Annotated in this window: 23 protein-coding genes; 10 read left to right on the top strand and 13 right to left on the bottom strand. The window is 67.9% G+C overall.

All coding sequences use genetic code 11. The annotated features are described in order from the left end of the window. Nucleotides 1-40 precede the first annotated feature (40 nt). From H3005_RS04665 to H3005_RS04640, 6 genes are read left to right on the top strand one after another with little or no spacing between them, the layout of a single operon-like run. Nucleotides 41-730, top strand: a complete 690-nt coding sequence (locus H3005_RS04665) for an RDD family protein (RefSeq protein ID WP_089237631.1) — start codon at nt 41-43, stop codon at nt 728-730. After that, the gene (locus H3005_RS04660; protein WP_191077644.1) at nt 727-1,719 is read left to right on the top strand and encodes a stage II sporulation protein M; all 993 of its coding nucleotides are present in this window, start codon (nt 727-729) and stop codon (nt 1,717-1,719) included. Before H3005_RS04665 ends, H3005_RS04660 begins: the two co-directional genes overlap by 4 nt. After that, a complete protein-coding gene (locus tag H3005_RS04655; protein WP_100553940.1) occupies nt 1,709-3,334 on the top strand; it encodes a DUF4129 domain-containing protein in 1,626 nt (541 codons plus the stop codon). The genes H3005_RS04660 and H3005_RS04655 overlap by 11 nt, the downstream gene beginning before the upstream one ends. After that, nucleotides 3,331-4,515: a DUF4350 domain-containing protein gene (locus H3005_RS04650; protein ID WP_100553941.1), complete on the top strand. Its 1,185-nt coding sequence runs from the start codon at nt 3,331-3,333 to the stop codon at nt 4,513-4,515. The genes H3005_RS04655 and H3005_RS04650 overlap by 4 nt, the downstream gene beginning before the upstream one ends. Continuing rightward, nucleotides 4,512-5,498, top strand: a complete 987-nt coding sequence (locus H3005_RS04645) for a MoxR family ATPase (protein WP_100553942.1) — start codon at nt 4,512-4,514, stop codon at nt 5,496-5,498. Before H3005_RS04650 ends, H3005_RS04645 begins: the two co-directional genes overlap by 4 nt. Then, on the top strand, nt 5,495-6,793 hold the full coding sequence (locus tag H3005_RS04640) for a DUF58 domain-containing protein (RefSeq protein ID WP_100553943.1): 1,299 nt from the start codon (nt 5,495-5,497) through the stop codon (nt 6,791-6,793). Before H3005_RS04645 ends, H3005_RS04640 begins: the two co-directional genes overlap by 4 nt. A 142-nt stretch (nt 6,794-6,935) precedes the next feature. Here the strand turns inward: H3005_RS04640 and H3005_RS04635 are convergent, their stop codons facing one another. After that, entirely contained in the window at nt 6,936-8,114 is a 1,179-nt protein-coding gene (locus H3005_RS04635) for a glutathionylspermidine synthase family protein (protein WP_100553944.1), read from the bottom strand. A 7-nt stretch (nt 8,115-8,121) separates the two neighbouring features. Next, a complete protein-coding gene (locus tag H3005_RS04630) occupies nt 8,122-8,691 on the bottom strand; it encodes a DUF1190 domain-containing protein (RefSeq protein WP_089237645.1) in 570 nt (189 codons plus the stop codon). 492 nt (nt 8,692-9,183) lie between these two features. On the opposite strand from H3005_RS04630, the gene ilvD reads away from it, so the two are divergent. Next, on the top strand, nt 9,184-11,022 hold the full coding sequence (gene ilvD, locus H3005_RS04625; protein ID WP_191077643.1) for a dihydroxy-acid dehydratase: 1,839 nt from the start codon (nt 9,184-9,186) through the stop codon (nt 11,020-11,022). Between the two features lie 75 nt (nt 11,023-11,097). Here the strand turns inward: ilvD and dinG are convergent, their stop codons facing one another. The 3 genes from dinG to aroE all read right to left on the bottom strand — a co-directional run bounded on the left by dinG (nt 11,098) and on the right by aroE (nt 14,552). Then, a complete protein-coding gene (dinG, locus tag H3005_RS04620; protein ID WP_108265743.1) occupies nt 11,098-13,200 on the bottom strand; it encodes an ATP-dependent DNA helicase DinG in 2,103 nt (700 codons plus the stop codon). Nucleotides 13,201-13,352: 152 nt separating this feature from the next. Then, nucleotides 13,353-13,703 carry a hypothetical protein gene (locus H3005_RS04615; RefSeq protein ID WP_108265742.1) on the bottom strand — a complete coding sequence of 117 codons (351 nt, stop codon included), beginning with the start codon at nt 13,701-13,703 and terminating at the stop codon, nt 13,353-13,355. A gap of 3 nt (nt 13,704-13,706) precedes the next feature. Further along, the gene (gene aroE / locus H3005_RS04610; protein WP_191077642.1) at nt 13,707-14,552 is read right to left on the bottom strand and encodes a shikimate dehydrogenase; all 846 of its coding nucleotides are present in this window, start codon (nt 14,550-14,552) and stop codon (nt 13,707-13,709) included. A gap of 48 nt (nt 14,553-14,600) precedes the next feature. Between aroE and H3005_RS04605 the strand changes: the two genes are divergently transcribed. After that, complete coding sequence (locus H3005_RS04605) at nt 14,601-15,464, top strand: PD40 domain-containing protein (protein ID WP_191077641.1); 864 nt, start codon at nt 14,601-14,603, stop codon at nt 15,462-15,464. Nucleotides 15,465-15,653: 189 nt separating this feature from the next. Here H3005_RS04605 and H3005_RS04600 read toward each other — a convergent pair whose 3' ends face one another. The 4 genes from H3005_RS04600 to H3005_RS04585 all read right to left on the bottom strand — a co-directional run bounded on the left by H3005_RS04600 (nt 15,654) and on the right by H3005_RS04585 (nt 18,256). Further along, complete coding sequence (locus H3005_RS04600) at nt 15,654-15,923, bottom strand: hypothetical protein (protein ID WP_108265739.1); 270 nt, start codon at nt 15,921-15,923, stop codon at nt 15,654-15,656. Nucleotides 15,924-15,956: 33 nt separating this feature from the next. Continuing rightward, entirely contained in the window at nt 15,957-16,946 is a 990-nt protein-coding gene (gene hemB / locus H3005_RS04595; RefSeq protein ID WP_025877543.1) for a porphobilinogen synthase, read from the bottom strand. Nucleotides 16,947-16,965: 19 nt separating this feature from the next. Then, a complete protein-coding gene (locus H3005_RS04590) occupies nt 16,966-17,883 on the bottom strand; it encodes a bestrophin family ion channel (protein ID WP_191077640.1) in 918 nt (305 codons plus the stop codon). A gap of 124 nt (nt 17,884-18,007) precedes the next feature. Further along, a complete protein-coding gene (locus H3005_RS04585) occupies nt 18,008-18,256 on the bottom strand; it encodes a hypothetical protein (protein WP_032952021.1) in 249 nt (82 codons plus the stop codon). A 182-nt stretch (nt 18,257-18,438) separates the two neighbouring features. On the opposite strand from H3005_RS04585, the gene H3005_RS04580 reads away from it, so the two are divergent. After that, nucleotides 18,439-18,903, top strand: a complete 465-nt coding sequence (locus H3005_RS04580) for a hypothetical protein (RefSeq protein ID WP_089237661.1) — start codon at nt 18,439-18,441, stop codon at nt 18,901-18,903. An 88-nt stretch (nt 18,904-18,991) separates the two neighbouring features. Here the strand turns inward: H3005_RS04580 and H3005_RS04575 are convergent, their stop codons facing one another. The 4 genes from H3005_RS04575 to H3005_RS04560 form a co-directional block, all read right to left on the bottom strand. Next, nucleotides 18,992-20,794, bottom strand: coding sequence for a DUF885 domain-containing protein (locus H3005_RS04575; RefSeq protein ID WP_191077639.1), 1,803 nt, complete (start codon nt 20,792-20,794; stop codon nt 18,992-18,994). Between the two features lie 76 nt (nt 20,795-20,870). Beyond that, complete coding sequence (locus tag H3005_RS04570) at nt 20,871-21,386, bottom strand: cytochrome c oxidase assembly factor Coa1 family protein (protein WP_191077638.1); 516 nt, start codon at nt 21,384-21,386, stop codon at nt 20,871-20,873. 25 nt (nt 21,387-21,411) lie between these two features. Beyond that, nucleotides 21,412-23,637: a DPP IV N-terminal domain-containing protein gene (locus H3005_RS04565; protein ID WP_191077637.1), complete on the bottom strand. Its 2,226-nt coding sequence runs from the start codon at nt 23,635-23,637 to the stop codon at nt 21,412-21,414. Nucleotides 23,638-23,849: 212 nt separating this feature from the next. Next, complete coding sequence (locus H3005_RS04560) at nt 23,850-24,539, bottom strand: glutathione binding-like protein (RefSeq protein ID WP_191077636.1); 690 nt, start codon at nt 24,537-24,539, stop codon at nt 23,850-23,852. 113 nt (nt 24,540-24,652) lie between these two features. On the opposite strand from H3005_RS04560, the gene H3005_RS04555 reads away from it, so the two are divergent. After that, a complete protein-coding gene (locus H3005_RS04555) occupies nt 24,653-25,282 on the top strand; it encodes a TIGR00645 family protein (protein ID WP_100553955.1) in 630 nt (209 codons plus the stop codon). Nucleotides 25,283-25,426 lie beyond the last annotated feature (144 nt).

Here is a 25,426-nt window from a genome sequence, read left to right as displayed (position 1 = left end):
GGAGAGGACTCCAGCGCCCACTTCGGCGGCCATCGCGCTGATGGCCGCGCCGATGCTCGATACCTACCGCGAGGTGGTAACGCCGGAAGGCGTGCCGCTGCAGTTGCCTGCGGCCGGACCGATGCCGCGCGCCCTGGCCTGGCTGATCGACCTGGCAGTCCGCTTCGGCGCGCTGACCGCGCTGTCCATTCCGCTGGCCCTGCTCGATGAGTTCGGCCGCGGCCTGTACATGGCGCTGATGTTCCTGCTGATGTGGGCCTACCCCATCGTCTGCGAAGCGCTGTGGGGCCGCACCCTCGGCAAACGTGTTCTTGGCCTGCGGGTGCTGGCACAGGATGGCGCACCGGTGGGCTGGATGGCTTCGATCACCCGCAACCTGCTGCGCACCGTGGACATGCTGCCCTTCGGCTACGCGCTGGGCCTGATCAGCAGCCTGTTCGATCCGCATGGCCGCCGCCTGGGCGATCTGGTTGCCGGCACGATGGTGGTGCATTCGCCACCGCACTACCTGCCGCCGCCGGCCACCATCGACAGCGTGCTGGCCCCGCCGCAACCGCTGCGGCCGGAGGAACAGGCGGCAGTGATGGCCTTCGCCGAGCGCGCGCCACGCCTGTCTCCCGCGCGCCAGCAGGAGCTGGCCGGCATCGCTGAGCCATTGACCAGTGCGTCCGGCCAGGTCGGCGTGCTGCGCCTGTATGCGATGGCCAACTGGTTGCTGGGTCGACGATGAAGCAGGAACAGTTCGTCGCCCGCCATCAACAGGAATGGCATGACCTGGAGCAGTGGCTGCAGCATCGCGCCGGTGCCTCGCGTCGGCGTCGGCGCAAGCCGGGTGCAGAGGAGGCCGGCGATGTCAGCTTCCCACAGCGCTACCGACGGCTGTGCCAGCAGCTGGCGCTGGCCCGCGAACGCGGCTACAGCCCGCAGCTGGTGCAGCGTCTGCAGCAGCTGATGCAGGACGGCCATGGCGTGCTGTACCGCACGCCACCCACCCGCTGGCGGCGCGCACTGGAATTCCTGGTCGCTGATTTCCCGCTGCTGGTACGCAGCCAGGCGCGCAGCATGTGGGCGGCGCTGGCGATGTTCGCGGTGCCCGCGCTGGCCTGCTTCGTGCTGGTGCAGGTGTACCCGGACAGCATCCACCTGCTGATGGACAACAGCCAGATCGCCGAGATGGAACGCATGTACGATCCATCCGCCGAGCGCCTGGGCCGCGACAGCGGCACCGACTGGATGATGTTCGGCTACTACATCATGAACAACATCGGCATCGCCCTGCGCACCTTCGCCAGCGGCCTGCTGGCCGGATTGGGCACGCTGCTGGTGCTGTTGTTCAACGGCATCACCATCGGCGCGGTGGCCGGCCATCTGCAGCACATCGGCCACGGTGGCCCGTTCTGGCGCTTCGTGGTCGGCCATGGTGCGTTCGAGCTGACCGCGATCGTGATCGCTGGCGGTGCCGGCCTGCAGCTGGGCATGAAACTGCTGGCGCCCGGGCGCCGCCGCCGTCTGGATGCGCTGGTTGAAGGGGGGCGCATCGGCGCGCGGCTGTGCCTGGGCGCGGCCTTCATGCTGCTGCTGGCAGCGTTCGTGGAAGCGTTCTGGTCGTCCATCGCCGAAATCCCGGCTGCAGTGAAGTTCAGCGTGGCCGGTGTGCTGTGGGCCGGCGTGCTGCTGTGGCTGTGGCGCGGTGGACGCGGAGGCAGCCATGCGGATTGACCACCTGGACGTGGTGCTGCGCGCGCGCAGCAGCTGGGAAGCAATGGAGCTGGGCACCGCGCTGACCCGCCGCCATGCACGCGGTGTGTGGGGCAGCTGGCTGCTGGCCAGTGCGCCGTTGTTCGTGCTGTTCAATGCGCTGGCCTGGTGGCTGGATGCCTTCGGCTGGGCCTGGCTGGCGATGTGGTGGTGCAAGCCCTTGTTCGAGCGCGCACCGCTGTACGTACTTTCGCGCGGCATCTTCGGCGAGCGGGTCGGTCCGCGCGCTGCACTGCGCGCGCAGCGGCAGTGGGGTGGCAGTGGCTTCTGGGGCTACCTGGGCTGGCGCCGCTTCAGCGGTCTGCGCAGCCTGTGCCTGCCGGTCAACCTGCTGGAGGGCAATGCGCCCGCACAGCGCGGTGCTCGCCGGCGAGCGGTCGCTGCCGGCGCCGCAGGCCCTGCACTGGTGCTGGCGATGATCTGCCTGGCCTTCGAGCTGGTGCTGGTGGTGGGCGCGATCGCAACCATCTTCATCTTCATTCCCCTGGAACTGCTGCCCGAATCCTGGCGCGCGGCGTGGGCGATGGTCAGCGTGGAAGCGCCTGCGTGGGCCAAGCTTGGCCTCAACCTGCTGTGCTGGCTGGCAGCGGCGCTGATCGGCCCGTTCTACGTGGGCGCCGGCTTCGGCCTGTACTTGAACCGGCGCACGCAGATGGAAGCGTGGGACGTGGAAATCGCCCTGCGCCGCCTGCGCGAACGCTTGCTGCCCATCGCCTCTTCGTTGGTGCTGCTGCTGTCCCTGGCGCTGCCGTTGGCGCCCGCGCACGCGCAGGACGCCGACACGCCGGACGCCGGGCAGACCGCCACGGCCAGCGCCGAGGAAGACGAAGACGCTGAAGAAGCCGAGGAAGCAGCCACTGCGGAAAACGATCCGGCCAATACACCGGCGGTGATCTTCGGCGACAAGGCGATGGATACCGCTGGCTTCCGCCAGGCCGTGAACCGCGCTTACGAAGATCCGTTGCAGCGGCCGACGCGGCAGGTCAGCCGATGGAAGCCGATCGAAGAAGCGGCCGAGAAGAAGAAAGACAAGAAGGATCTGCAGAAGGACAGCGGCAGCGACGCAGACCGCAAGGCGCGCAAGAGCGGCCAGCTGTGGCTGGCCCGGATCGCCGAATGGGGCCTGTGGGGGCTGCTGGGTGTCCTGCTGCTGGTGCTGCTGTTGACCGCGCGGCTGTGGCTGCCGTGGTTGCGCGGTTCCGGCCGCCGCAAAGAAAAGCAGGCACCGCAGGTCACTGAAGAACAGGTGGAAATGCCGGTGGTGCTGCCGCCGGATGTGGCGACCCAGGCCGGCCTGCTGTGGGACCAGGGACGACCGCGGCAGGCGCTGGCCCTGTTGTATCGCGCCAGCGTACGCACGCTGGTGGAGCGCACCGGCATCGCTTTGCCGCCTGGTGCGACCGAAGCACAGTGCCTGCGTGCCTCGCGGCGTCTGACCGACAGCACCGACCGTGAACTGTTCGCGCGCATCGTGCGCATGTGGCAGTACGCCGCCTACGGTGGGCGCCTGCCTGCCCGCAGCGATTTCGACGCGTTGGCCAGCACGTTGCGCCAGCAGTACGGGTGGCAGGCATGAATCCGCGCCTGTTCTGGTCATTGCTGCTGGGCGCGCTGGTCCTGTTCGGGGTACCGCTGACGATCCTTTTCCTGCGCACGCACGAAAAGGTGACCGAGACCGTCGTGCTGCCGCCGCAGGGCGAAGCGAGCTACAACCCGCTGTATGTGCTGGGCCAGGCCCTGCGCGCCGACGGCATCGAGGTGCAGTCCAGGCAGCGGTTGGACCTGGCACAGATGCCACTGGCCGCCACCGATACGCTGGTGCTGCTGCAGGACACCGCCGACATGCCGCCGCGCACTGCGCAGGCCCTGCTGGATTGGGTGGATACCGGTGGCCATCTGCTGCTGCGCACGCAACCTCCGGCCGAGGACGATGCCGGCAGCACGCAGGGGCCATTGCTGGACAGGATCGGCGTGGACAGCCTGTTCCATGGCAGCGACTGCCAGCCCTTCCACGTGGTCGATGATCCGAGCCACGTCGAGTTCTGCGGCGGCCGGCGCTTCAGCCTGGGCTTCCAGGCCAACGCCACGGCCGAGCGCCGGTGGGGCGGCAACGAAGGGCTGGTGTTCGCGCGCCTGCCGCACGGCAAGGGCCGCATCGACGTGCTGGCGGACATGGACGTCATGCGTGGTGAAGGACCGAACGCATCAACGCGCCGCCGCACAGTCGATGCCGTCGCCCGCGATGGCCTGCATGACCTCTCGCACCGCGACCTGACGCGCTACCTGCTCGATCCCAACTATGGGCGGGGCACGGTCTGGCTGGTGTACGGCAGTCGCCCGCCCTCGCTGGGCGCGCGCATCTTCTACCAGGGCTGGCCACTGTGGGTGCCGCTGCTGCTGGCGATCCTCGGCTGGCTGTGGTCGCGTGCGCAACGCTTCGGCAGTGCCCTGCCAGCACCGGTGATCGAGCGCCGTTCGCTGCTGGAACACGTCCGCGCCAGTGGCGAACTGCTGCTGCGCTTCGGCCATGGCGCGCGTCTTTACCAGGCCGTGCAGGCGCTGTTCCTGCATCGCCTGCGCCTGCGTGCACCCGTGGCTGCCGCGCTCGACGGTGCCGCGCGTGACCAGGCCATCGCCGCAGTGCTGCAATGGCCGGTCAGTCGTGTCACCAGCGCACTCACGCCGCCTTCGCCGCATGATTCCTCCGCCCTGCGCGAGCGCATCCGCTTGCTGCTCCAGATGAGATCCCTGCTATGACCGATGCCCCTGAACTTCCGGCGGCCGCCACCGCCCGCCTGATCGAACGCGTCGACGCCATCCGCCAGGCCGTCGGCCACGCCTTCATCGGCCAGGCCGATGTGCTTGACCAGATCCTGGTCGCCCTGCTGGCCGGTGGCCACGTGCTGATCGAAGGCGTGCCCGGCCTCGGCAAGACCCTGCTGGTGCGCGCGCTGGCGCAGGCGCTGGAACTGGACTATGGCCGCGTGCAGTTCACCCCCGACCTGATGCCCAGCGACGTCAGCGGGCATGCGGTGTACGACCCGAAGAGCGAGAGCTTCAAGATCCGCCGTGGCCCGGTGTTCACCAACCTGCTGCTGGCCGATGAAATCAACCGTGCCCCGGCCAAGACCCAGTCCGCGCTGCTGGAAGTGATGCAGGAGGGCCAGGTCACCATCGAAGGCAAGGCCTTCACCCTGGCGCCGCCGTTCATGGCGCTGGCCACGCAGAACCCGCTGGAACAGGAAGGCACCTATCCGCTGCCGGAAGCGCAGCTGGACCGTTTCCTGCTGAAGGTGCTGATCGACTATCCGCAGCTGGAAGACGAGAAGCGCATGGTCGCGGCGATCACCAGCGGCCGTGCCGCCAGCGATTTCGACCTGAGCCAGGTGCCGCGCGTACTCGGTGCCGGTGAACTGTTGGCGTTGCAGCAGGCCACCGCGGCGATCACCGTCGATGACGAAGTGATCGACTACGCGGTGCGCATCGTGGCCGCCACCCGGCAGTGGCCCGGCATCGCCGTTGGTGCCGGACCGCGCGGCAGCATCGCCCTGGTACGTGCCTCGCGCGCGCAGGCGGTGCTGGCCGCGCGTGATTTCGTCACCCCCGATGATGTCCGCGACATCGCCCGCCCTGCCCTGCGCCACCGCATTGCACTGGCACCAGAGCTGCAGATCGAAGGCCAGGATGCCGACGACGTACTGGGTGCGCTGCTGGCCAAGGTCGAAGCGCCGCGCCGATGAGGCCTGCGCCGCTGCTGCTGGCGTTGCTGTTGGCCTGGGCTGTGCTGGGTGGCGTGGTGCTGGGCGGCCCGCTGCCGCGCTGGAGCTGGGCGCTGGCCGGCGCATTGATTGCGGTGCTGGCACTGGTTGATCTGTGGCGACAACGGCGACGGCCGTCGCCCAGCGTCGAACGCGACGCGCCCGAAGCGCTGGCACTGGGCGTGCGTCGCGAGATCGGCCTGCGCCTGCATAGCGAACAGGCCATGCACGTGCATGTGTTCGATCTGGTGCCGGGCGGTTGGCCACTGGAATCAATGCCGCAGCGCGTGCAGTTGCGGGCCGGCCATGTCAGCTCGCTGCATTACCACGTGCAGCCGCAGCAGCGCGGCCGCTTTGCCTTCGAGGGTGTGCAGCTGCGCATCCGCTCGCCGTGGCGATTGTGGTGGCAGCAACGCACGCTGCCACCGGCGCTGGAGGTACGGGTCTATCCCAACTTCGTGCCGCTCACCCGCTTCGCACTGTTCAGTGCCGACCAGGCCTCACGCCTGGTGGGCGCCCATGTGAAACGGCGGCGTGGCGAGGGCACCGACTTCCACCAGATGCGCGAGTACCGCATCGGCGACAGCCTGCGCCAGCTCGACTGGAAGGCCACCGCACGCGCGCGCAAGCTGATCTCGCGCGAGTACCAGGACGAGAAGAACCAGCAGCTGCTGCTGATGCTCGACAGCGGCCGCCGCATGCTGGCCAGCGAAGGCGGGCTCTCGCATTTCGACCATGCCTTGAACGCCTCGCTGGTGGTGGCTTACCTGGCGCTGCGCCAGGGCGATGCCGCCGGCCTGTTCGCGGTGGGCGGCGAGCGCCGCTGGGTGGCGCCGCAGCGCGGCATGGGCACGGTGCAGCACCTGTTGCGCGCCAGCTACGACCTGCAGCCACAGGCCGTGGCCACCGATTACCTGGCCGCCGCCACCGAAGTATCACTGCGCCAGCGTCGACGCGCGCTGGTGATGCTGGTCAGCAACGTGCGCGATGAAGACATCGAAGACCTGCTTGCTGCCGTGCGCCTGCTGCAGCGCCGCCACCTGGTGTGCGTGGCCAGCCTGCGCGAGCGCGAGCTGGATGCCGCGCTGGAGGGCGAGGTGCATACGGTCGAGGATGCCGCGCAGGCCGGTGCCGCCGCGCTGTACCTGCAACAGCGCGCGCAGGCGCATGACGCGCTGCGTGCCGAACGGGTGATGGTGCTGGATGTGACCGCAGATGCGCTGCCCGCCGCGCTGGTGGAACGCTACCTGGCGGTGAAGCGCGAAGGGTTGCTCTGAGCGGTAGCGCCGTGGACACCGGGCATGGCCCGGCGCTACCGGCCCGTTGCTCTGGTAGTTGCCAACCTCGGTTGGCACACAATCAACGGCGCCGACCAAGGTCGGCATCTACCAACGGCGTTGCTGCACACCGGGGACGCCATCAGACGTAGATCCGCGTCGGCGCCTCATCAACGATCGCGTGCGGCACGAAGCGCGCGCTGTCGCGGGTGATCGCGCTGTCGTCTTCGCGGATGCCTATGCCGCAGGCGTGGTCGCCGATCACCCAGCTGCCGATCAGCGGGTAACCGCCTTCGAAGCGGGTGAGCGGGTGCGCACGCTGGAGGATGGCCGGACCGTCGTACGGGCCGTCGCTGCGCTGCGTGCTGCCGTCGGCCAGGTGCATCTCGATGTTGGCACCTTCGCGCGAGAACAACGGCTTGCGCACCCAACCCGAGGCCAGCGCGCTGCCGTCATCGAAATGTGCTTCCAGCAGGTTCGGATGCCCAACGTTGCGCTGCCACAGCAACGGCAGGATGCCCTTGTTGCTCAGCACCGCCTTCCACGCCGGTTCCAGCAGCTGCACGCCCGAGCCCGGCAGCGCGCGGCCGAATTCCTCGGCCATCAGGTCTTCCAGCGGGTACAGCTTGAACAGCGTGCCGATCACCGTATCGTCCAGCGCGGTGAAGCGCCCATCTTGGGACAGGCCGATATCCTCGATGGCGATCGCTTGCCCGTGCAGGCCCGTCTGCGAGGCGCAGTCGCGCAGGTAATCGACCGTACCGCGGTCTTCGTCCGAGCTGCCCACCGCACTGAAGTACAGCGGCGGCGGCAGCTGCGTGGCCAGTTCGCCGAAGCGTTCGACCAGGGCTTCATGGATCGCATTGAACTGGTCGGCATGCTGCGGCAGGCGGCCGGCATTGCGCTGGTCCTCCAGCCACTGCCACTGGAAGAAGCTGGCTTCGAACAGCGAGGTCGGCGTGTCGTAGTTCAGCTCGTACAGCTTGGCCGGGCCGGTGCCGTCGTAGGCCAGATCCAGGCGCCCGTACAGATGCGGCTGGCGCTGGCGCCAGCTGTCGGCGATCCAGTCGCGGTAATGCGCGGGGATCGCCAGCTGGTCCATCAGGCGCTCGCTGCCGATGACATCGCCAACCAGGTCCATCGCCATCGCATGCAGCTCGGCGCTGGGGTCTTCGATGTCCTGTTCGATCTGGCGCAGGGTGAACGCGTAATACGCGCTTTCATCCCAGTACGGCTGGCCTTCGATGGTGTGGAAGCGGAAACCGGCTTCCTCCGCGCGCGCCCGCCACTGGGCGCGCTCGGCAATACGGATACGTTGCATGGATTGATCAGCCGCCGACGCTGCTGCCGCTACGGCGCGCACTGGTGCTGCCGAAGCCGCTGCGGCTGGCGGTCACCGCACGGTTCGGTTCGCTGCTGACCGGGGCCAGCCCGGCCTTGCCCGCGCCGATGCCGCTGGCGGTGTTCAGGCCGCCGCTGCCACCCGGGGCAGGACGCGCCCAGCCGGCGCTCTTGTCCTGGTAGGCCGGCGCCGACGCCGGCGCCTGCGGGGCCAGGCCACCGCGGTTGCTCAGCATCTGCGACATGAAGAAGCCCATCATCATCGGGCCGATGAACGAGGTACCGGCCGAGGTGTGCTGCTGCACGCACTGCTCAGGCTTGTAGTCCTGTTGGCAGGCTTCCTTGGTCGCGTACTTCGGCGCTGCATCGGCGGACTTCTTCTGCGCCTCGGCAAATGCATTGCGGCAGGCAGAAGGATCGGCGGTAGCCGTGGTGCAGGCCTCCACCGAGGTATACAGGCCTTCCTGCACCTGCACCTGCTCTTCCTTCTGGCAGGCAGTGAACAGCAGCGGCGCAGCGCTCATCAGCAGCAGCGCGGTGGTGCGGGAACGTTTCATGGCCTCATGCCTTCAAGTCGGAACAATGCCCCATCATGCCAAATCCCGGCCAACAACCGGAATCGGCAAAGTGGGAAAGATGAACGATCTTTCATTTTCGTCGTTCTCTCCCTCGCGCCATCCACGCATGGCGTGGATACACGTGTCGACCAAGGTCGACACCTACCAACAGCAAGAATCGGGTCAGAGCCCACTGTGCAGCAACGGGATCCGACCCTGTCAGATCGCGGACAACTGTCGAAGGCGGGGTGGGTCCGGTGGCGGGGGTGTCCGCGGCATGGATGCCGCGGCCAAGCCCCCAAGGACGGGTTTACGGCGTCCCCCGCCACCGGACCCACCCCGCCATCCCACGGAATGCACGCCGTTGCCGTTGATTCGGCAGGTGCAGGGCGCAGCCCTGCCGGACCACCTCCGGTGGTTGCAGCAGCAACCGAAAAACTCCGCCATCATCAACCGACCCCAACGTCGTACGGCCCGCCCGTTCCGCCAGCCATGCCTGAATACCGCTCCCGCACCTCCACCGCCGGCCGCAACATGGCCGGCGCCCGCGCCCTGTGGCGTGCCACCGGCATGAAGGATGGCGACTTCCACAAGCCGATCATCGCCATCGCCAACTCCTTCACCCAGTTCGTGCCCGGTCACGTGCACCTGAAGGACCTTGGCCAGCTGGTCGCGCACGAAATCGAACAGGTCGGCGGCGTCGCCAAGGAATTCAACACGATCGCCGTGGACGACGGCATCGCCATGGGCCACGACGGCATGCTGTACTCGCTGCCCAGCCGCGAGATCATTGCCGACTCGGTGGAGTACATGGTCAATGCGCACTGCGCCGATGCGCTGGTGTGCATCAGCAACTGCGACAAGATCACCCCCGGCATGCTGATGGCCGCACTGCGCCTGGACATTCCGGTGGTGTTCGTGTCCGGCGGACCGATGGAAGCCGGCAAGACCAAGCTGTCCGAGCACAAGCTGGACCTGGTTGATGCCATGGTCGTCGCCGCCGATGACAGCGCCTCGGATGAGAAGGTTGCCGAGTACGAGCGCAGCGCCTGCCCCACCTGTGGCTCGTGCTCGGGCATGTTCACCGCCAATTCGATGAACTGCCTGACCGAAGCGCTGGGTCTGTCGCTGCCCGGCAACGGCACCACTCTGGCCACGCATGCCGACCGCGAAGCGCTGTTCCGCCGTGCCGGCCGCCTGATCGTCGAGCTCTGCCACCGCTGGTATGGCGGCGAGGATCCGCGCGCACTGCCGCGTGGCATCGCCACCCAGGCCGCGTTCGCCAACGCGATGACCCTGGACATCGCCATGGGCGGCTCCACCAACACCATCCTGCACCTGCTGGCTGCCGCGCAGGAAGCGGAGGTCGACTTCGACCTGTCCCACATCGACGCACTGTCGCGGCGCGTGCCACAACTGTGCAAGGTGGCGCCGAACTCGCCCAGGTACCACGTCGAAGATGTGCATCGCGCCGGTGGTGTGTTCGGCATCCTCGGTGAGCTGGACCGCGCCGGGTTGCTGGATACGTCCGTGCCTACCGTGCACAGCAGCACGCTCGGTGAAGCACTGGATCGCTGGGACGTGATGCGCAGCGACAACGACACCCTGCACACGTTCTTCAAGGCCGGCCCGGCCGGCATTCCCACCCAGGAAGCCTTCAGCCAGGCCACGCGCTGGCCGTCGCTGGATGTTGACCGCGCCGAGGGCTGCATCCGTGCGCTGGAGCATGCCTATTCGCAGGAAGGTGGGCTGGCCGTGCTGCGCGGCAACCTTGCCGTTGACGGCTGCGTGGTGAAGACTGCGGGCGTGGACGAATCGATCCACGTGTTCGAAGGCAATGCGCGCGTGTTCGAAAGCCAGGACGCGGCGGTGGCCGGCATCCTCGCCGATGAAGTGAAGCCCGGCGACGTGGTGGTGATCCGCTACGAAGGCCCGAAGGGTGGCCCGGGCATGCAGGAAATGCTGTATCCGACCAGTTACCTGAAGTCGAAGGGGCTGGGCAAGCAATGTGCGCTGCTGACCGATGGTCGTTTCTCCGGTGGCACCTCGGGCCTGTCGATCGGCCATGTCTCGCCGGAAGCGGCCAGCGGCGGTGTGATCGGGCTGGTGGAGGATGGCGACCGCATCCGCATCGACATCCCGGCGCGGCGCATCGACCTGCTGCTGGACGACGCCACGCTGGCCCAGCGCCGCGCCGACGCCGATGCACGTGGCTGGAAGCCGCGTGCACCGCGCCCGCGCAAGGTCACCAGCGCGCTGAAGGCCTACGCCCTACTTGCCACCAGCGCCGACAAGGGCGCCGTGCGCAACACCGCCCTGCTCGGTGATTGACAGAAAAGGGGACGGAGGGAATTAAGTCGTAAGTGCCACAAACGACTTAATCCCCTCCGTCCCCTTTTAGGAGGGTCAGCCGATGGTGCGCTTGAACGGCGGCAGCGCGTCGATGATGCGCTTGCCGTAACGACGGGTCAGCAGACGCGAGTCGAGGATGATCACGCGCCCGGTGTCGGTGGAGGTGCGGATCAGGCGGCCGGCGAACTGGGTCAGCGTGCGCAACGCATGCGGAATCGCAATCAGGTTGAACGCATTGAGGCCACGTGCTTCCACCCACTCGCTCAGCGTGGCGGTCTGCGGATCGGTCGGCACCGCGAACGGTACCTGGGTGATCACCACCGTGGTGCAGGCCTCACCGGGAAGATCCAGGCCTTCGCCGAACGAGTTCAGCCCGAACAGCACCGAGCCCTCGCCGGCAGCCACCCGGCGCAGATGTTCGTCGATCATGCGCGTCTTCGACATCTCGCCCTGCACCAGCACCTGCTTGCGCTTGGCGGCCGGCATCAGGCCAGCCACCTTCTCCATCTTCCAGCGCGAGGTGAACAGCACCATCGAGCCCTTCGTCCAGTCCAGTTCCTTGCCGATGTAGCGCGCCACTTCACGCGGATGGCCTTCGCGGTCATCGGGCGTGACCGGGAACGGCGGCACGATCAGCTCGGCCTGGTTGGGCAGGTCGAACGGGGAGGACAGTGAGACCATCTCGGCGGTTTCGGGGATGCCGTTGTCGATCGCCAGCGCCTGGAAATCGCCGCCGCCGGTCAGCGTCGCCGAGGTCAGCACCACCGAATCCACTTCATCCCACAACAGCTTGCGCAGCACGTGCGCGGCCGACACCGGCGAGCCATGCAGCACCAGGTCGCCATCGCGGGTGGCGGTCACCCAGCGCGCCATCGGCGGCGCGCCTTCCTTGTCCTCGCGGCGCCAGACCTGCCACAGGTTGTACTGCTGCTCGATCATCTCCAGCGCCATGCCCAGGTTGCGCTGCAGGCGCTCGCGCGCCGGATCGTCCGGCTTGCCCTTGGCAACCTGCGCGGTGGCCGCATGCGCCCAGTTGTAGAGGCTGCGGGTATCGTCGGCCAGCGCCTCGATCGGCTCGCGCCAGGCCTCGGGCAGGCGCCCGTTGGCCGCGCGCCACATTGGTTCCTCATCGGCCGGCGCCGGCATCCACACCGCTTCCACGTGGTCGCGGAACATGCGCAGGCCCTTGGCCACGTTGCTGGCCGCGTCGATGGCTTCGTTCGGCAGCAGGTTGCCGAGGCGGTCCTTGTCGACCGCGCGGTAGGCGCCGGCAATCAGGATCTGCAGGCGGCCGGTGCGCTTGGCCATTTCATCCAACGCCAGGCTGGCCGCACCCTGATCGATGGCCACATTGCCAACGTGGTGGCCTTCGTCGAGCACCAGCAGCATGTCCGACGGCGCGGCGATCATCGGCTGGCCGTTGTCGCTGTCACCAATGGACAGCGCCGACAGCAGCAGCGCGTGGTTGGTGACCACGATCTGCGCGTCACGCACGGTGTTGCGCGAACGCAGCACCGCGCACTGCGCCGAGTACGCACAGCGCCGCCCCGCACAGCCCGAGGCCGGCGTGGTGATGCGCCCGCGCAGACCGGGGCTGATGGTTTCCGGTGCGTTGTCGATGTCGCCGTCCCAGCTGCCGTTGCTGAAGGCCACGGTGAGGCGCTTGGCGATGTCCATCTCGATCGGCGCCAGCGGGCGGTCGAACAGCGGCTGCTCGTCGTCGAACATGCCGTTCTGCGCGCCCTCGCCATGCGCCTCGGCGGCGTTGCGCGTGCACAGGTAGCGGGTACGGCCCTTGGCCAGTGCGATGGTCGCCTCCAGGCCGGTTGCCTTGAGGAAGTTCGGGATATCGCGCTCGACCAGCTGCGACTGCAGCGCCACGGTACCGGTGCTGATCACCAGCTTCTTCTTGCTGGCCAGGGCAATCGGCACGCCGGCGGTCAGGTAGCCCAGGCTCTTGCCCACGCCGGTCGGCGCCTCGACCACGCCCACGCCACCGCTGGTGGACAGCGCACGCGACACCACGCCGATCATCTGGCTCTGCGAGCGGCGGGTGGAGAAGCCGGGGGTATTGGCCTGCAGCGTCGTGTACGCCTTGCGGATCGCGTCCTTCAAGGTGTCATCGAGCTTGCGTGGGGCGGCGACGGTTTCGGTCACGCCAGAACTACCGTAGCGGGGTCAGGCCGGCCATTGTCGCATGGCCGGCCACGGGCTCCGATGCGCGGGCGCTGAACGGGGTCAGCAGCGTCGCGCCATGGCTGGATGAGCGCCCCGCAACGCCACCGACGCGGCCAAGGCCACCATCGGGGTCAGGGCGTCGCAGCGCGCTGCCGCAGCAGCCGTACCAATGCCCAGACCAGCAGGACCGTGCCGACGGCATCGAGCATCGCCAGGCCGAAGTGGACCACGCCCAGCACGGTGCTCAGCTGCGAGATCGCACTGAAGTCACCCTTGCTGACCATCCACATCGGCACCAGGTTGGCCAGCAGGCTGCCCATGCTGGACGCCAGCAACAGCAGCAGGCCGGTCAGCGCGCCGGTGCGTGCCGGATCGCGCGGCGCGCCCATCACCCAGACCAGGCCGACGCACAGGGCGATCAGCACCGGCAGGCGCACGCCGACCATGGTCAGCAGGGAGACCATCAGAGCCTGGCTGTCCATCGATCAGTCCTGCCCAGCGAAGGCACCGGCACCGGCGCGCAGCTGCTGGTAGACCGCGTCGGTCTGCGGGCGTACGGCGTGCCACTGCAGGAAGCTCTCGGCCGCCTGCTCGACCAGCATGCCCAGGCCATCGACCGTGTTGCGGCACTGCGCGGCGCGCGCCCAGGCCAGGAAGGCAATGGCAGCCTCGCCGTAGTTCAGGTCGACCGCCGTGGTCATCGAATTGACCAGCGACAGCGGCAGCTTGAACTCGGCGTCGCGATCGCGGCCGGCCGAAGTGGCGTTGAGGATCAGCTCGAAATCTCCGAGGTCGCGCAGATCGTCCCAGTAACGGCTGAGCGCGCGGCCCGGCTCGCCCATGGCATCGATCAGTTCGTCGGCGCGTTCCGGCGTGCGGTTGACCACCACCAGTTCGGTGATGCCGGCATCCAGCAGCGCCGGCGCAACGCTGCGCGCCGAACCACCGGCGCCCAGCAGCAGCACGCGGCGGCCGCGCAGGTCCAGGCCGTGGCGGTCGGTGAGGTCGCGCACCAGACCGATGCCATCGGTGGTGTCACCGTGCCAGCGGTCGCCCTTGCGCAGCAGGGTGTTGACCGAGCCGGCGCGGCGCGCGCGTGCGGTCAGCGTGGTGCACACCGAGAACGCTGCTTCCTTGTGCGGTGAGGTGACGTTGGCACCGACACCGCCCTCGGAGGCGAACGCCTCCAGCCCGGCCAGGAATGCGTCCGGGGGGAGATCGATGCTGCGGTAGTCGAGGGAGATGCCTTCCTGGCGACCGAACGCAGCATGGATCTGCGGCGACTTCGAGTGGGCGACGGGGTGTCCGAAGACGGCGTAACGATCGGTCATGGAATCCTCAAGCTGGCTAGACTGGTGCTCTTTCGTGCATGGACCTGGATGATGCGTATCGCCCCGACCCTGCTGGTGCTCGCCGCCAGTCTACTCTCTGCCCCGGTGGCGATGGCGTTGAACGAGTACGGCATCGAGGGCATGGGCGTGGTCTCCACCCGCGCCGATGAGGGCCGGGCCACGATCAGCGCCGATGGCCAGCGCATCGTCTTCGCCCGCCGTGGCGAGGCCGGCTGGGGGCTGTGGCAGGCGCGCGTGATCGACGGCCGCTGGCAGCAGGCGCAGGCCTTGCCGCTGGCGGTGACCGGCGAAGTGCGCGACCCGTATTTCAGCCGCGACGGCCGCTGGCTGCTGTTCGCCGCAGGTCACGAGGGCCGGCTGGCGCTGTACCGGGCGGCGATCGCCGCCGATGGCAGCGTTGGCGCCCCGCAGCCGTTGGCCGGCGATGGCGGTCGCCATGAGGAGCGAGGCCCGGCATTGAGCGCGGACGGGCGGCGGCTGCTGTTTGCCCGTCAGCAGGGCCGTGGCGCCGGCTGGGACCTGTTCGTGGCCACGCTGGACGCGCAGGGCGCGCGCGGGCCGGCGACGGCGTTGCAGGCATTGAACAGCGCTGCCGATGAAACCGACGGCGACTGGCTGGGCAGCGCGGGCGCCGTGGCCTTCAGCCGTGGCAGCGGTGACACCGCGCAGGTCTGGACCAGCGGCTGCGCGTGGACGGGCGCTGCGTTGCAGCCGTTGGGGTTGTCGTTCAACCAGGCCAGCGGCTGGACCGGCGCGCCGGTGGTCGACAACGCAAAGCCGGGCGAAATGATGGTGGCCAGCAGTGCCGCGAAGTCGCCACGCGCCGGTGGCGTGGATGTGTACCGGCTGGCAGTGCCGAAGGTGGTGGCGGTGGCGGGCTGCGACGGGTAATGGGCAACGGATCGCGCGGGCGTTCATCCACGCATGGCGTGGATCTACTGGAACCCGCGTTGTAGTAGATCCACGCCATGCGTGGATGATGGTTCGGTGGGTGCCGACCGCCCCCTCCGGTAGGTGCCGACCTTGGTCGGCACAGAAACAAAACCGCCAACCAAGGTTGGCGACTACCAGAACACCAGATCAGCGCGACAGCACCTTCGCGCGCTGCTGCTCGTATTCCACTTCGCTGAGCTGACCGTTGTCCTTGCGCCGGTTCAGTGCGGCCAGTTCGGCCTGCACGCTCTCCGGCATGGCCTGCTCGCGGGCAACCTGCGCGGCAGCGGAGAGCTGCTCGGGCGGCCGTCGTGCGGCACGCCAGGCAGCGACGAACACGCCGACGATGATGGCCCCGAACACCAGCGTACCAGTGCCCCAGATCAACCATTGCATCCAACCCATTTCAGGTCCCATCGCGTGTTCCTCCGTCTGTCGTGGGCGCTATTGTCAGCGCTCGCGCAGCCAGCGCGCCACCTGCGGCGCAAAATAGGTCAGCACGCCATCGGCGCCAGCGCGCTTGAAGCCCAGCAGCGATTCCAGCACGCAGGCGCGCTCGTCCAGCCAGCCGTTGGCGAACGCCGCCTTCATCATCGCGTACTCGCCGCTGACCTGGTAAGCGAAGGTCGGCACACCGAAGGTTTCCTTCACCCGCCGCACCAGGTCCAGGTACGGCATGCCCGGCTTGACCATCACCATGTCCGCGCCCTCCTCCAGGTCCAGCGCGATCTCGCGCATCGCCTCATCACCGTTGGCCGGGTCCATCTGGTAGGTCTTCTTGTCGGCCTTGCCGAGGCTGGCCGCGCTGCCCACCGCGTCACGGAACGGGCCGTAGAACGCCGAAGCGTACTTGGCCGAGTAGGCCATGATGCGCACGTTGAGGTGGTGGTCGGCATCCAGCGCACGACGGATCGCACCGATACGGCCATCCATCATGTCCGAGGGTGAAATGATGTCCGCGCCCGCCTCGGCGTGCGACAGCGACTGCTTGACCAGTGCTTCAACGGTGATGTCGTTGAGCACGTAGCCCTTGTCATCGATGATGCCGTCCTGGCCGTGCGTGGTGTACGGATCCAGGGCAACGTCGGTCATCACCCCCAGCTCCGGGAAACGCGACTTCAGCGCGCGGATCGCACGCTGCGCCAGACCGTCCTCGGCCCACGCCGCGGAAGCGTCCAGCGACTTCTGCGAGGCGTCCAGCACCGGAAACAGGTCGATCACCGGGATGCCGAGTTCCAGCGCTTCCTCGGCCACCTTCAGCAGTTCTTCGATCGACAGGCGCTCCACGCCGGGCATCGACGGCACCGCAACGCGGCCAGCCGGTTCGTGCACGAACACCGGATAGATCAGGTCGTCGGTGGTCAGCGTGTTCTCGCGCATCAGGCGGCGCGAGAATTCGTCATGGCGCATGCGCCGCGGGCGGTAATGGGGATGAGGCATGGCAGGCTCCGAGGAGTGGCTATTGCAACAGGTAGCCCTGCGGCAGCAGGGGTTCGGGCAACGGGCGTTCGCCGAGGGCATCGCGCTGGTCGATCTCGATGGTGCGCACCAGCGCGTCCAACGGCAGGTCGTTCGGCTCCAGGCCGAACGGGTCTTCCATTTCTTCACCCAGCTGGTCCAGGCCGAAGAAGGCATAGGCCAGCACCGCCGACAGCACCGGCGTGGCCCAGCCCAGCGAACTGGCCAGGCCGAACGGCAGCAGTACGCAGAACATCCATGCGCAGCGGTGCAGCAGCAGGGTGTAGGCGAACGGCAGCGGGGTGGTGAGGATGCGCTCGCAGCCGGCCTGGATCGAGGACATCGCGTGCAGGCGCTCTTCCAGCTGGACGTAAAGAATGGAATCGAGCGTGCCTTCGCGACGGGCCTGGGCCAGTTCGGCGGCGATCATCGCCAGCAGCGCATCGGGCACGTTCTCGCGCTGGGCGAGCTGCCCGCGCTGTTCCTCGTCCAGCCATGGCACCGCGGCCAGCGCCACGTCGCGGGCACGCAGGCGCGCGGCCAGTGCATAGGCAAAAGCGGTGGTCAGGTAGCTGATGCGCTGGCGGCGTGGCGCATCGTCGGCCAGCAGCACCTGTACCTGCCGCGCCAGCGAACGCGATTCGAACACCAGTTGGCCCCACAGCTTGCGGCCCTCCCACCAGCGGTCGTAGCAGGCGCTGTTGCGGAAGCTGAGGAAGATCGACAGGACCAGGCCGAGCAGGGTGAACGGGGTGACCGAGACGCGCTCGATGCCGACCGGCGGCGCCAGTTCCACCACCGCGGCGACCGCGATGGAGAGGGTGAGGATGGCCAGCACCTTGGGCGCGATCGCCGGAACGATGGAGCCACGCAGGATGTACAGCAGTTGCCAGCCGTGGGGACGGGAACGAATGATCATGGGAGCAGCCGCGCGGCGCGCGGTTCGACAGGCACGCGGGGGGCTCGCGCAGCCGCCCATTCTACTCCCTGCCCGGCCGGCGGCCGTGTCCCTGCGACGCCCTGTCGCACCGGCTGGGGCCGACTCAGATCACGCCGCCGCCCAGCCCCAGGCGCAGGATGCCGACCACCACCACGATGCCGTTCAGGATCAGCCCGGTCCAGGCCCGGCCGCGCTTGCTGGGGTGGGTGAACAGGATGCCGAGCGCGGCGATGATCGCGCCGACCGCAGCAAACGGGATCAGGAACCAGTTGCCCCAGCCCAGCAGCGGTATCAACGCCAGGATCATCCACAACAGGGCCAGTACGCCCCACAACAGACTGATCACACCCATAGCGCGCTCCCGTGGTTGTTCGTGCTCCCAACCATAGCCGTTCCCGGCAGCGCCGCCTACCGCCGTTGCCGTCAACCTCACCGGCGCCGTGCTAGCGTGCGGCCATGGGTCGAGCCCCGATGTTGGCGCCGATTCAGAGTGCCCGGCTGATGATCCGAACCAGTCCTACAGGGGTATACGCCATGAACATCCGTTGGGTCGCCTTGGCGGCCATGCTGCTGACCGTTGCCGGTTGCGCCAGCACCTCCAAGGTCATGCTGGGCCGCGCCCGTGCGCCGATCGATCCGGCCCAGGTGCAGATCTATTCGACGCCGCCCGCCGGTTCGCAGGAAATCGCCCAGCTGGAGTCGTCTTCGGCGGTGGGCTTCGGCACGCAGGGCCAGACCGATGCCGCCGTGGCGCGCCTGAAGCGCGAAGCCGCTGCGCTCGGTGCCAACGGCGTGATCCTGATGGGCGTGGGCAGCAGTGGCTCACCGGTCGGCATGTCGGTGGGTGCCGGCAGTTACGGCTCACACGTGGGCGGTGGCGTGGGCATCGGCATACCGACCACGCAGAAACGCGCGGCCGGCGTGGCGATCTGGGTGCCGAACCCGGCGCCGCCGGCACGCCTGCCGACGCAGACGATCACCCCGCAACCGCAGCGGTGACCCGCACGGGTCACCGCGGGTAGCGCCGGGCCATGCCCGGCGTCTCTTCCCTTCCGCTGCGCTCGCCGGGCGTGGCCCGGCGCTACCGTTACTTCTTCTGGTATTTCGGCACAAACACCTGGTTCACCGCTTCGGCCAGCTGGTCCGGCGGCAGCAGGCCCTGGTCGAGCAGGAAGTTGTTGAACGCCAGGCGGTCGAACTTCGCGCCCAGTGCCAGCTCGGTCTGCATGCGCAGTTCGAGGATGCGGGTGTAGCCGTAGAAGTAGCTGCCCGCCTGGCCCGGCATGCGCACCATGTAACGGTCCAGTTCCTGGGTGGCCATCGCCTTGGACAGACCCACCTGCTCGATCAGCACGCGTTCGCCGTTGGCACGGTCGGTCAGGCCGAGATTAAGCATCGGGTCGAGCATCGCGCGGGCGGCACGCAGCAGGCGGAACTGCAGCGCGATCATCTGCCCGTCCAGCGGCTCGTACGGCACCATCTCCGCTTCGGCGTACAGCGCCCAGCCTTCCACGTTCACCGAATTGAACGCGAACATCGTGCGCGCCAGCGACACGCCGCGCTCGACCATCGCGGTGAACTGCAGTTCGTGGCCCGGGCGGCCTTCATGCGCGCTCAGCGTCCAGGCCGCCGAACCGAAGTTGAAGTCGTCGTACTGCGCGCCCGCACCGGCCGCCGGGTTGCCCAGCGGCAGCACGAAGGTGCCCTGCTGCCCGGTGTTGTTGACCAGCGGCGCAGGCAGGAAATGCGGTGCCGGGCTGGCAGCGCTTTCGGCGGCCGAGCCCAGGCGCATCTGCATCGCACGCTGCGGTACATCGACAATGCGATGTTCGCGGATCAGCGGATCGATGGCATCGATCACCTTGCGGTAGTGGCCTTCAAGCTGGTCATCGGCGATCTTCTCGCTCTTCAGCGCGCGGATCACCGCCACCGGGTCGCTCGGATCACTGACCTTCAGGCCCTTATCTTTCGCCACCAGCGGTGCCAGCTGGCGCATCGCCGAGCGCGTTTCCATGAACTCCAGCTGCGCACGCTGCATCAGCAGCTTCGGGTCGATATCAATGCCGACCTGCTTGAGCTGATACGCGTACAGCGGGGCCGGCAGGCGCGCATCGGCACGTGCCTTCGGCAGCACCTCCTTGCGGGTCCATGCGGCGTACTCCTTCATCTGAGCGGCGAGCGCCTTCATCGCGTCGTCGGCACCAGCGACCTGGTACTTCTTCAGCAGCGACTCGATACCGGTGATGTAGGTCTCGACATTGTCCAGCGACTGCTGCACTTCGATCTTCGTCGGCTGCAGCAGCGTGCTGTCCTTCAGGCGCTCTTCGTAGCGCTGGCGGGCCAGCGTGGTGAACGCGGTGCCACCCGGCTGCAGGCCCGCGTAGGCCTTGAGGCGATCGACCGCCTTGGCCCGGCGCTCGGCCGGCACCTGATCGGACAGCAGCAGGTTGAGGCCGCTGAACACGCTCTGCGGCGCATCGCGCCACGGCAGCAGGTACTTCTGGTTGAGCTCGCTGCCTTCGATGTTCTGGTTGGCGGCGGCGATCATGATCTCCAGGTCCTGGCGGACGTTGGGATCCTTCTCGCTGGCCAGCTTCGCCTTCAGCTCGTCGCGGGCCTTGGCCATCGCGGCGCGGTAGCGCTGGTCGTTGTCCGGGCCGAGGTCGGCGACCTTGTCGTCGTAGCCGGGCACGCCGAAGAAGCCGGTTTCCTCGGGCTGGAACGGGCCCTGGGCATCCAGCAGGATCTGCGCCAGCGCGTTGCTGCGCGCGACCCAGGCCGGGCTGGCCGGCGTAGAAGCCTTGGCGGCCGGTGCGGCCAGGGCCGGTGGGGCCGACAGCAGCGGGGCGGCGGTCAGGGCCAGGGCGATGGCAAGCGCGATCGGCTTCATGGAGCACTCCAGGACAGGGTTGCCCGCACCCTACGCGCTCATGGCGGTGGCGACAATCGCCCGGAGGTCACGCCCTCTACAGCGCGACCGTCAGCGCACAGTCTCCGCGCGCGCGACAGGCCTGCAGTTCGCATTCGCCGGCCGCTTCGGCATCATCCAGCGCGCTCAGGTCGAAGGTCTGCTTGTCTTCGGCCAGCACGTACATCACCGGGTAATCCCACACGTCGTCGCTGCGGGTGCCCTTCACGAACAGGCGGCCATGCGCATGCGGTCCTTCCAGCGCCACGGTCAGGCCGACATCGCGCTCGCCGTTGATGGCGGTCTGCATGCTGCCCAGCGGCAGCGTGCCGGCCTGCAGCGGTTCGCCGAACACCTGCACCAGTTCGACGCTGCAGCCGGCGCGACGCATCGCCTCGCGCATCGGCGCACTGTCGTGCGCGGCCTCGGTCCAGCGCAGCACACTCCAGGCGATGGCACCGCCGAGGGCGGCCAGGAACAGCAGCACCGCCAGCGGCATCGCCCAGCGCCAATGCCGGCACCACCAGCCGGAGGCCAGGTTGGAGGGAGCAGGAATCGGCGGCGGCAGGGTCATGGGCGGGCTCCTTCCCGGATGATGATCAAGGCTTCAGGCAACGTCCCAGGAAGGCTTCGGCAACGCGGTAGCGATGCAGTGCGTCGGCACCGGACAGGCCGTGCTTGGCACCCGGATAGGTCATCAGTTCAAACGGCTGGCCACGCTTCTGCAGCGCGCTCATCAGGCTGGTCGAATTGGTGAACAGCACGTTGTCGTCGGCCATGCCGTGGATCAGCAGCAGCGGCGAGCGCAGGCCCTCGATGTGGGTCAGCACGCGTGCTTCGCGGTAGCCGGCATCGTTGCGCGCCGGCAGGTCCATGTAGCGCTCGGTGTAGTGGCTGTCGTACAGGCCCCAATCGGTGACCGGTGCGCCGGCCACGCCGCAGGCATAGCTGTCCGACGCCTTGGCCAGCAGCATCAGGGTCATGTAGCCGCCGTTGGACCAGCCCTGCACGCCGATGCGCGCCGGGTCCACCCACGGCTGCTGTTTCAGCCACGCCACGCCGCGCAGCTGGTCGGCGACTTCCACCGTGCCCTGCTTGCCATACAGCGCGCCACCGAAATCACGGCCACGACGCGGGGTGCCGCGGTTGTCCAGCGAGAACACTACGTAGCCCTGCTGGGCCAGGTACTGGTTGAACAGATGGTCGCCACGGCCGGGCCAGCTGTCGGTGACGGTCTGGCTGGCCGGGCCGCCATACACGTACACCGCCACCGGGTAGCGCTTGGCCGGATCGAAGCCGGCCGGCTTGATCACGCTGTAGTTCAGCGGCGTCTTGCCGTCGGCGGCAGTCAGCGTGCCGAATTCGACCGGGCGCTGCGCCTCGCGGTAGCGCGCATACGGATGCTTGGGATCGGCCAGATCGTTCTCGACCAGGGTGGCGATCTTCTCGCCATTGGCGCGGAACAGTTCGATCTGCGGCGGGGTGCTGTTGTTGGACCAGCTGTCCACGTACACGCTGGCGTTGCGCGCGAAGCTGGCGCTGTGCATGCCGGGCGCCTTCGACAGGCGCTGCGGCTGGCCGCCCTGCAGCGGGACAGCGTAGATCTGGCTTTCGCGCGCCGATTCGATACCGGCGCGGAAGTACGCCAGACCGGCCTTTTCATCGACCGCCAGCAGTTCATCGACCGACCAGTTGCCCTGGGTCAGCGCGGTGGCCTTGCCCTTGCTGTCGATACGGTACAGATGCTGGAAACCGGTGCGCTCGGACGACCACAGGATGCTGCCGTCGTCGAGGAAACGCAGGCTGTTGTGCAGCGGCACCCAGGTCGGGCTGGTTTCGTGGGCCAGCACACGCTGCTGGTTCGAGGCCAGGGTGACTTCCACCAGGTCCAGCTTCTTCTGGTCGCGCGACTGGCGCTGGAAACTCAGGTGCTGCGGATCGCGCCAGTCGACGCGGGCCAGGTAGATGTCCTGCTCCTTGCCGAGGTCGATCCACTGCGTCTGCGCATGTTCCGCCGGCGAGATCACGCCGAGCTTCACCTGCACGTTGGCATCGCCCGCGGCCGGGTAGCGCTGTTCGATCACATCGGTGCGGTCGGCATAGACTTCATAGCGCTTCTGCACCGGCACCGGGCTTTCGTCGATGCGGGCGTAGGCGATGGCCGAATCGTCCGGCGCCCACCAGTAACCGGTATGGCGGTCCATCTCCTCGTCGGCGACGAATTCGGCGATACCGTTGCCGATGGTCGTGCTGCCATCAGCGGTCAGCTGCATCTGCCTGCCGCTGGCCAGGTCGATCACCCACAGGTTGCGGCCGCGGATGAAGCTGACGAAGCCGCCCTTGGGCGACAGCTTGGCATCGGTGGCAAAGCCTTCGCCCTGGGTCAGCTGGCGCACTGCCGCCTTGCCTTCCTGCTTGAGGTCGTACAGGTACAGTTCGCCGCCCAGCGGGAACAGCAGGCGCTGCGCGTCCGGCGACCACTGGTAATCGACGATGCCGGTCATCGCAGCGATGCGCTGGCGCTCGCGGCGGGCCTTTTCTTCGTCACTGAGGGTTTCGGTACCCGGCAGCACCACCTTCGAGTCCACCAGCAGGCGGGTCTGGCCGCTGCCGATGTCGTAGCTCCACAGGTCCAGCTGGTTGCGGTCGCTGTCCTTGCCGCGCAGGAAGGTCACGCGCGAGCCGTCCGGCGCCACCTTCGGCTTCATCAGGGTCGGGCCGGACAACGGCAATGGGCCGGTGATGGCTTCCAGGGTGAGTTTTTCAGCGTGGGCGACGGTACTGGTGGCGAGCATGAGGGCGAGCGAGGCGAACAGATGGCGCATGGAGGATCCCGGCAAACGGCAGGTCCGTCACCGCGGCGGGCGCGGGGCGGTCAGCCTCCATCCTAACCAAGCCGGTGCGGGAAGACAGCATGACCTTCTGCCCATGCAAGGGCGCGCGCGGCACATCCGCCGGGCATGGCCCGGCGCTACCCCCACCGAAGGATGGTAGCGCCGGGCCATGCCCGGCGAGCGCAGCGGCCTGCGCTGAATCCTCAGCGCTTGCCGAACAGGTGCTTGCGCTCTTCGTCGCTGAGCGGCTTGCCAGCGTCCGGGTTCACCTGCGTGCGCAGCGCATAGGCGCGCTGGGTGGCCGGACGGGCGGCGATGGCCTGGTGCCAGCGCTTGAGGTTCGGGAACGCGTCGAAGTCGGCCGGCAGCTTGTCGTAGGCGCCAACCCACGGGTAGCTGGCCATGTCGGCGATGGTGTAGTCCTCGCCGGCCAGGAAGGCGTGCTCGGCCAAGCGCTTGTCCATCACCCCGTGCAGGCGGCGCACTTCATTGTCGTAGCGCTCGATCGCGTACGGGATCTTCTCCGGCGCGTACACATTGAAATGGCCCATCTGCCCGCTCATCGGGCCCAGCCCGGCCATCTGCCAGAACAGCCATTCCAGGGTGGTGACGCGGCCACGCGGGTCGGCCGGCAGGAAGCGGCCGGTCTTCTCGGCCAGGTACAGCAGGATCGCGCCAGACTCGAACACGCTCTGCGGGGCGCCGCCGTCGGCCGGGGCGTGGTCGACGATGGCCGGCATCTTGTTGTTGGGGGAAATGGCCAGGAATTCCGGCTTGAACTGGTCGCCCGAGCCGATGTTGACCGGGTGGATGCGGTACTCCAGGCCGGCTTCTTCCAGCAGCAGGGTCACTTTGTGGCCGTTCGGGGTAGGCCAGTAATACAGGTCGATCATGGCGGCGGCTCTGGGGTACGGAAAGGAACCTGAAGTCTAGTGCGTGCGTTGGCTTGGCACCGTCATGGCGGGCCGGTAACCTCGCCTCTCCCCCGAAACGCAGCATCCTCCGCATGAGTGCAAACCGTCCGCTACTGTCCCCGCTGTCCAGCCTGATCTTCGCTACCCGCTGGCTGCAGCTGCCGCTGTACCTGGGTTTGATCGTTGCCCAGTGCGTTTACGTGTTCCTGTTCGGCAAGGAACTGTGGCACCTGATCTCGCACTCGGTGTCGATGGGCGAGCAGCAGATCATGCTGATCGTGCTGGGCCTGATCGATGTGGTGATGATCTCCAACCTGCTGGTGATGGTGATCGTCGGCGGCTATGAAACCTTCGTCTCGCGCCTGCGCCTGGAAGGCCACCCGGACCAGCCGGAATGGCTGAGCCACGTCAACGCCAGCGTGCTGAAGGTGAAGCTGGCGATGGCGATCATCGGCATCTCCTCGATCCACCTGTTGAAGACGTTCATCGCAGCCAGCCCGCTGAACGGCCTGCCGCTGTGCAAGCCGGAACAATGGGCGGCGGCGGCTTCGTCGGCATCGGCCAGCTTCTACAACGCCGGCCCCGATACCTGCACGACCCTGACCCCCGACGGCGTGCTGTGGCAGACCATCATCCACTGCGTGTTCATCCTGTCGGCGATCGGCATCGCCTGGACCGACAAGCTGATGTCCAACAGCCATAGCAAGGCTGCCGCGCACTGACGCCAACGCCGGTGGCGGCACGACTGCCGCTGCCGGCTCCGCTCCCGGCCCTTGTACGCATGGGTGGCCGGGATGCTAGATTGCACCCTCGCTGCAGGCGACGGTGACGCTGGGAAACGTCCCCCGCCACGCCCGGACCTTCGG

Origin of the sequence: Stenotrophomonas sp. Br8 (assembly GCF_014763005.1) — a bacterium.
Classification (GTDB): Bacteria; Pseudomonadota; Gammaproteobacteria; order Xanthomonadales; family Xanthomonadaceae; genus Stenotrophomonas; species Stenotrophomonas lactitubi.
Note: the sequence above shows the minus strand (reverse complement) of the source record. Positions and strands in the feature narration are given on the sequence as shown.

Bases quoted from the DNA above. Each gene is read 5' to 3' on its own strand.
- H3005_RS04665 (WP_089237631.1), top strand. From the start codon at position 41: ATGGCCGCGCCGATGCTCGATACCTACCGCGAGGTGGTAACGCCGGAA.
- H3005_RS04660 (WP_191077644.1), top strand. From the start codon at position 727: ATGAAGCAGGAACAGTTCGTCGCCCGCCATCAACAGGAATGGCATGAC.
- H3005_RS04655 (WP_100553940.1), top strand. From the start codon at position 1,709: ATGCGGATTGACCACCTGGACGTGGTGCTGCGCGCGCGCAGCAGCTGG.
- H3005_RS04650 (WP_100553941.1), top strand. From the start codon at position 3,331: ATGAATCCGCGCCTGTTCTGGTCATTGCTGCTGGGCGCGCTGGTCCTG.
- H3005_RS04645 (WP_100553942.1), top strand. From the start codon at position 4,512: ATGACCGATGCCCCTGAACTTCCGGCGGCCGCCACCGCCCGCCTGATC.
- H3005_RS04640 (WP_100553943.1), top strand. From the start codon at position 5,495: ATGAGGCCTGCGCCGCTGCTGCTGGCGTTGCTGTTGGCCTGGGCTGTG.
- H3005_RS04635 (WP_100553944.1), bottom strand. From the start codon at position 8,114: ATGCAACGTATCCGTATTGCCGAGCGCGCCCAGTGGCGGGCGCGCGCG.
- H3005_RS04630 (WP_089237645.1), bottom strand. From the start codon at position 8,691: ATGAAACGTTCCCGCACCACCGCGCTGCTGCTGATGAGCGCTGCGCCG.
- ilvD (WP_191077643.1), top strand. From the start codon at position 9,184: ATGCCTGAATACCGCTCCCGCACCTCCACCGCCGGCCGCAACATGGCC.
- H3005_RS04615 (WP_108265742.1), bottom strand. From the start codon at position 13,703: ATGGACAGCCAGGCTCTGATGGTCTCCCTGCTGACCATGGTCGGCGTG.
- aroE (WP_191077642.1), bottom strand. From the start codon at position 14,552: ATGACCGATCGTTACGCCGTCTTCGGACACCCCGTCGCCCACTCGAAG.
- H3005_RS04605 (WP_191077641.1), top strand. From the start codon at position 14,601: ATGATGCGTATCGCCCCGACCCTGCTGGTGCTCGCCGCCAGTCTACTC.
- H3005_RS04600 (WP_108265739.1), bottom strand. From the start codon at position 15,923: ATGGGACCTGAAATGGGTTGGATGCAATGGTTGATCTGGGGCACTGGT.
- hemB (WP_025877543.1), bottom strand. From the start codon at position 16,946: ATGCCTCATCCCCATTACCGCCCGCGGCGCATGCGCCATGACGAATTC.
- H3005_RS04590 (WP_191077640.1), bottom strand. From the start codon at position 17,883: ATGATCATTCGTTCCCGTCCCCACGGCTGGCAACTGCTGTACATCCTG.
- H3005_RS04585 (WP_032952021.1), bottom strand. From the start codon at position 18,256: ATGGGTGTGATCAGTCTGTTGTGGGGCGTACTGGCCCTGTTGTGGATG.
- H3005_RS04580 (WP_089237661.1), top strand. From the start codon at position 18,439: ATGAACATCCGTTGGGTCGCCTTGGCGGCCATGCTGCTGACCGTTGCC.
- H3005_RS04575 (WP_191077639.1), bottom strand. From the start codon at position 20,794: ATGAAGCCGATCGCGCTTGCCATCGCCCTGGCCCTGACCGCCGCCCCG.
- H3005_RS04570 (WP_191077638.1), bottom strand. From the start codon at position 21,386: ATGACCCTGCCGCCGCCGATTCCTGCTCCCTCCAACCTGGCCTCCGGC.
- H3005_RS04565 (WP_191077637.1), bottom strand. From the start codon at position 23,637: ATGCGCCATCTGTTCGCCTCGCTCGCCCTCATGCTCGCCACCAGTACC.
- H3005_RS04560 (WP_191077636.1), bottom strand. From the start codon at position 24,539: ATGATCGACCTGTATTACTGGCCTACCCCGAACGGCCACAAAGTGACC.
- H3005_RS04555 (WP_100553955.1), top strand. From the start codon at position 24,653: ATGAGTGCAAACCGTCCGCTACTGTCCCCGCTGTCCAGCCTGATCTTC.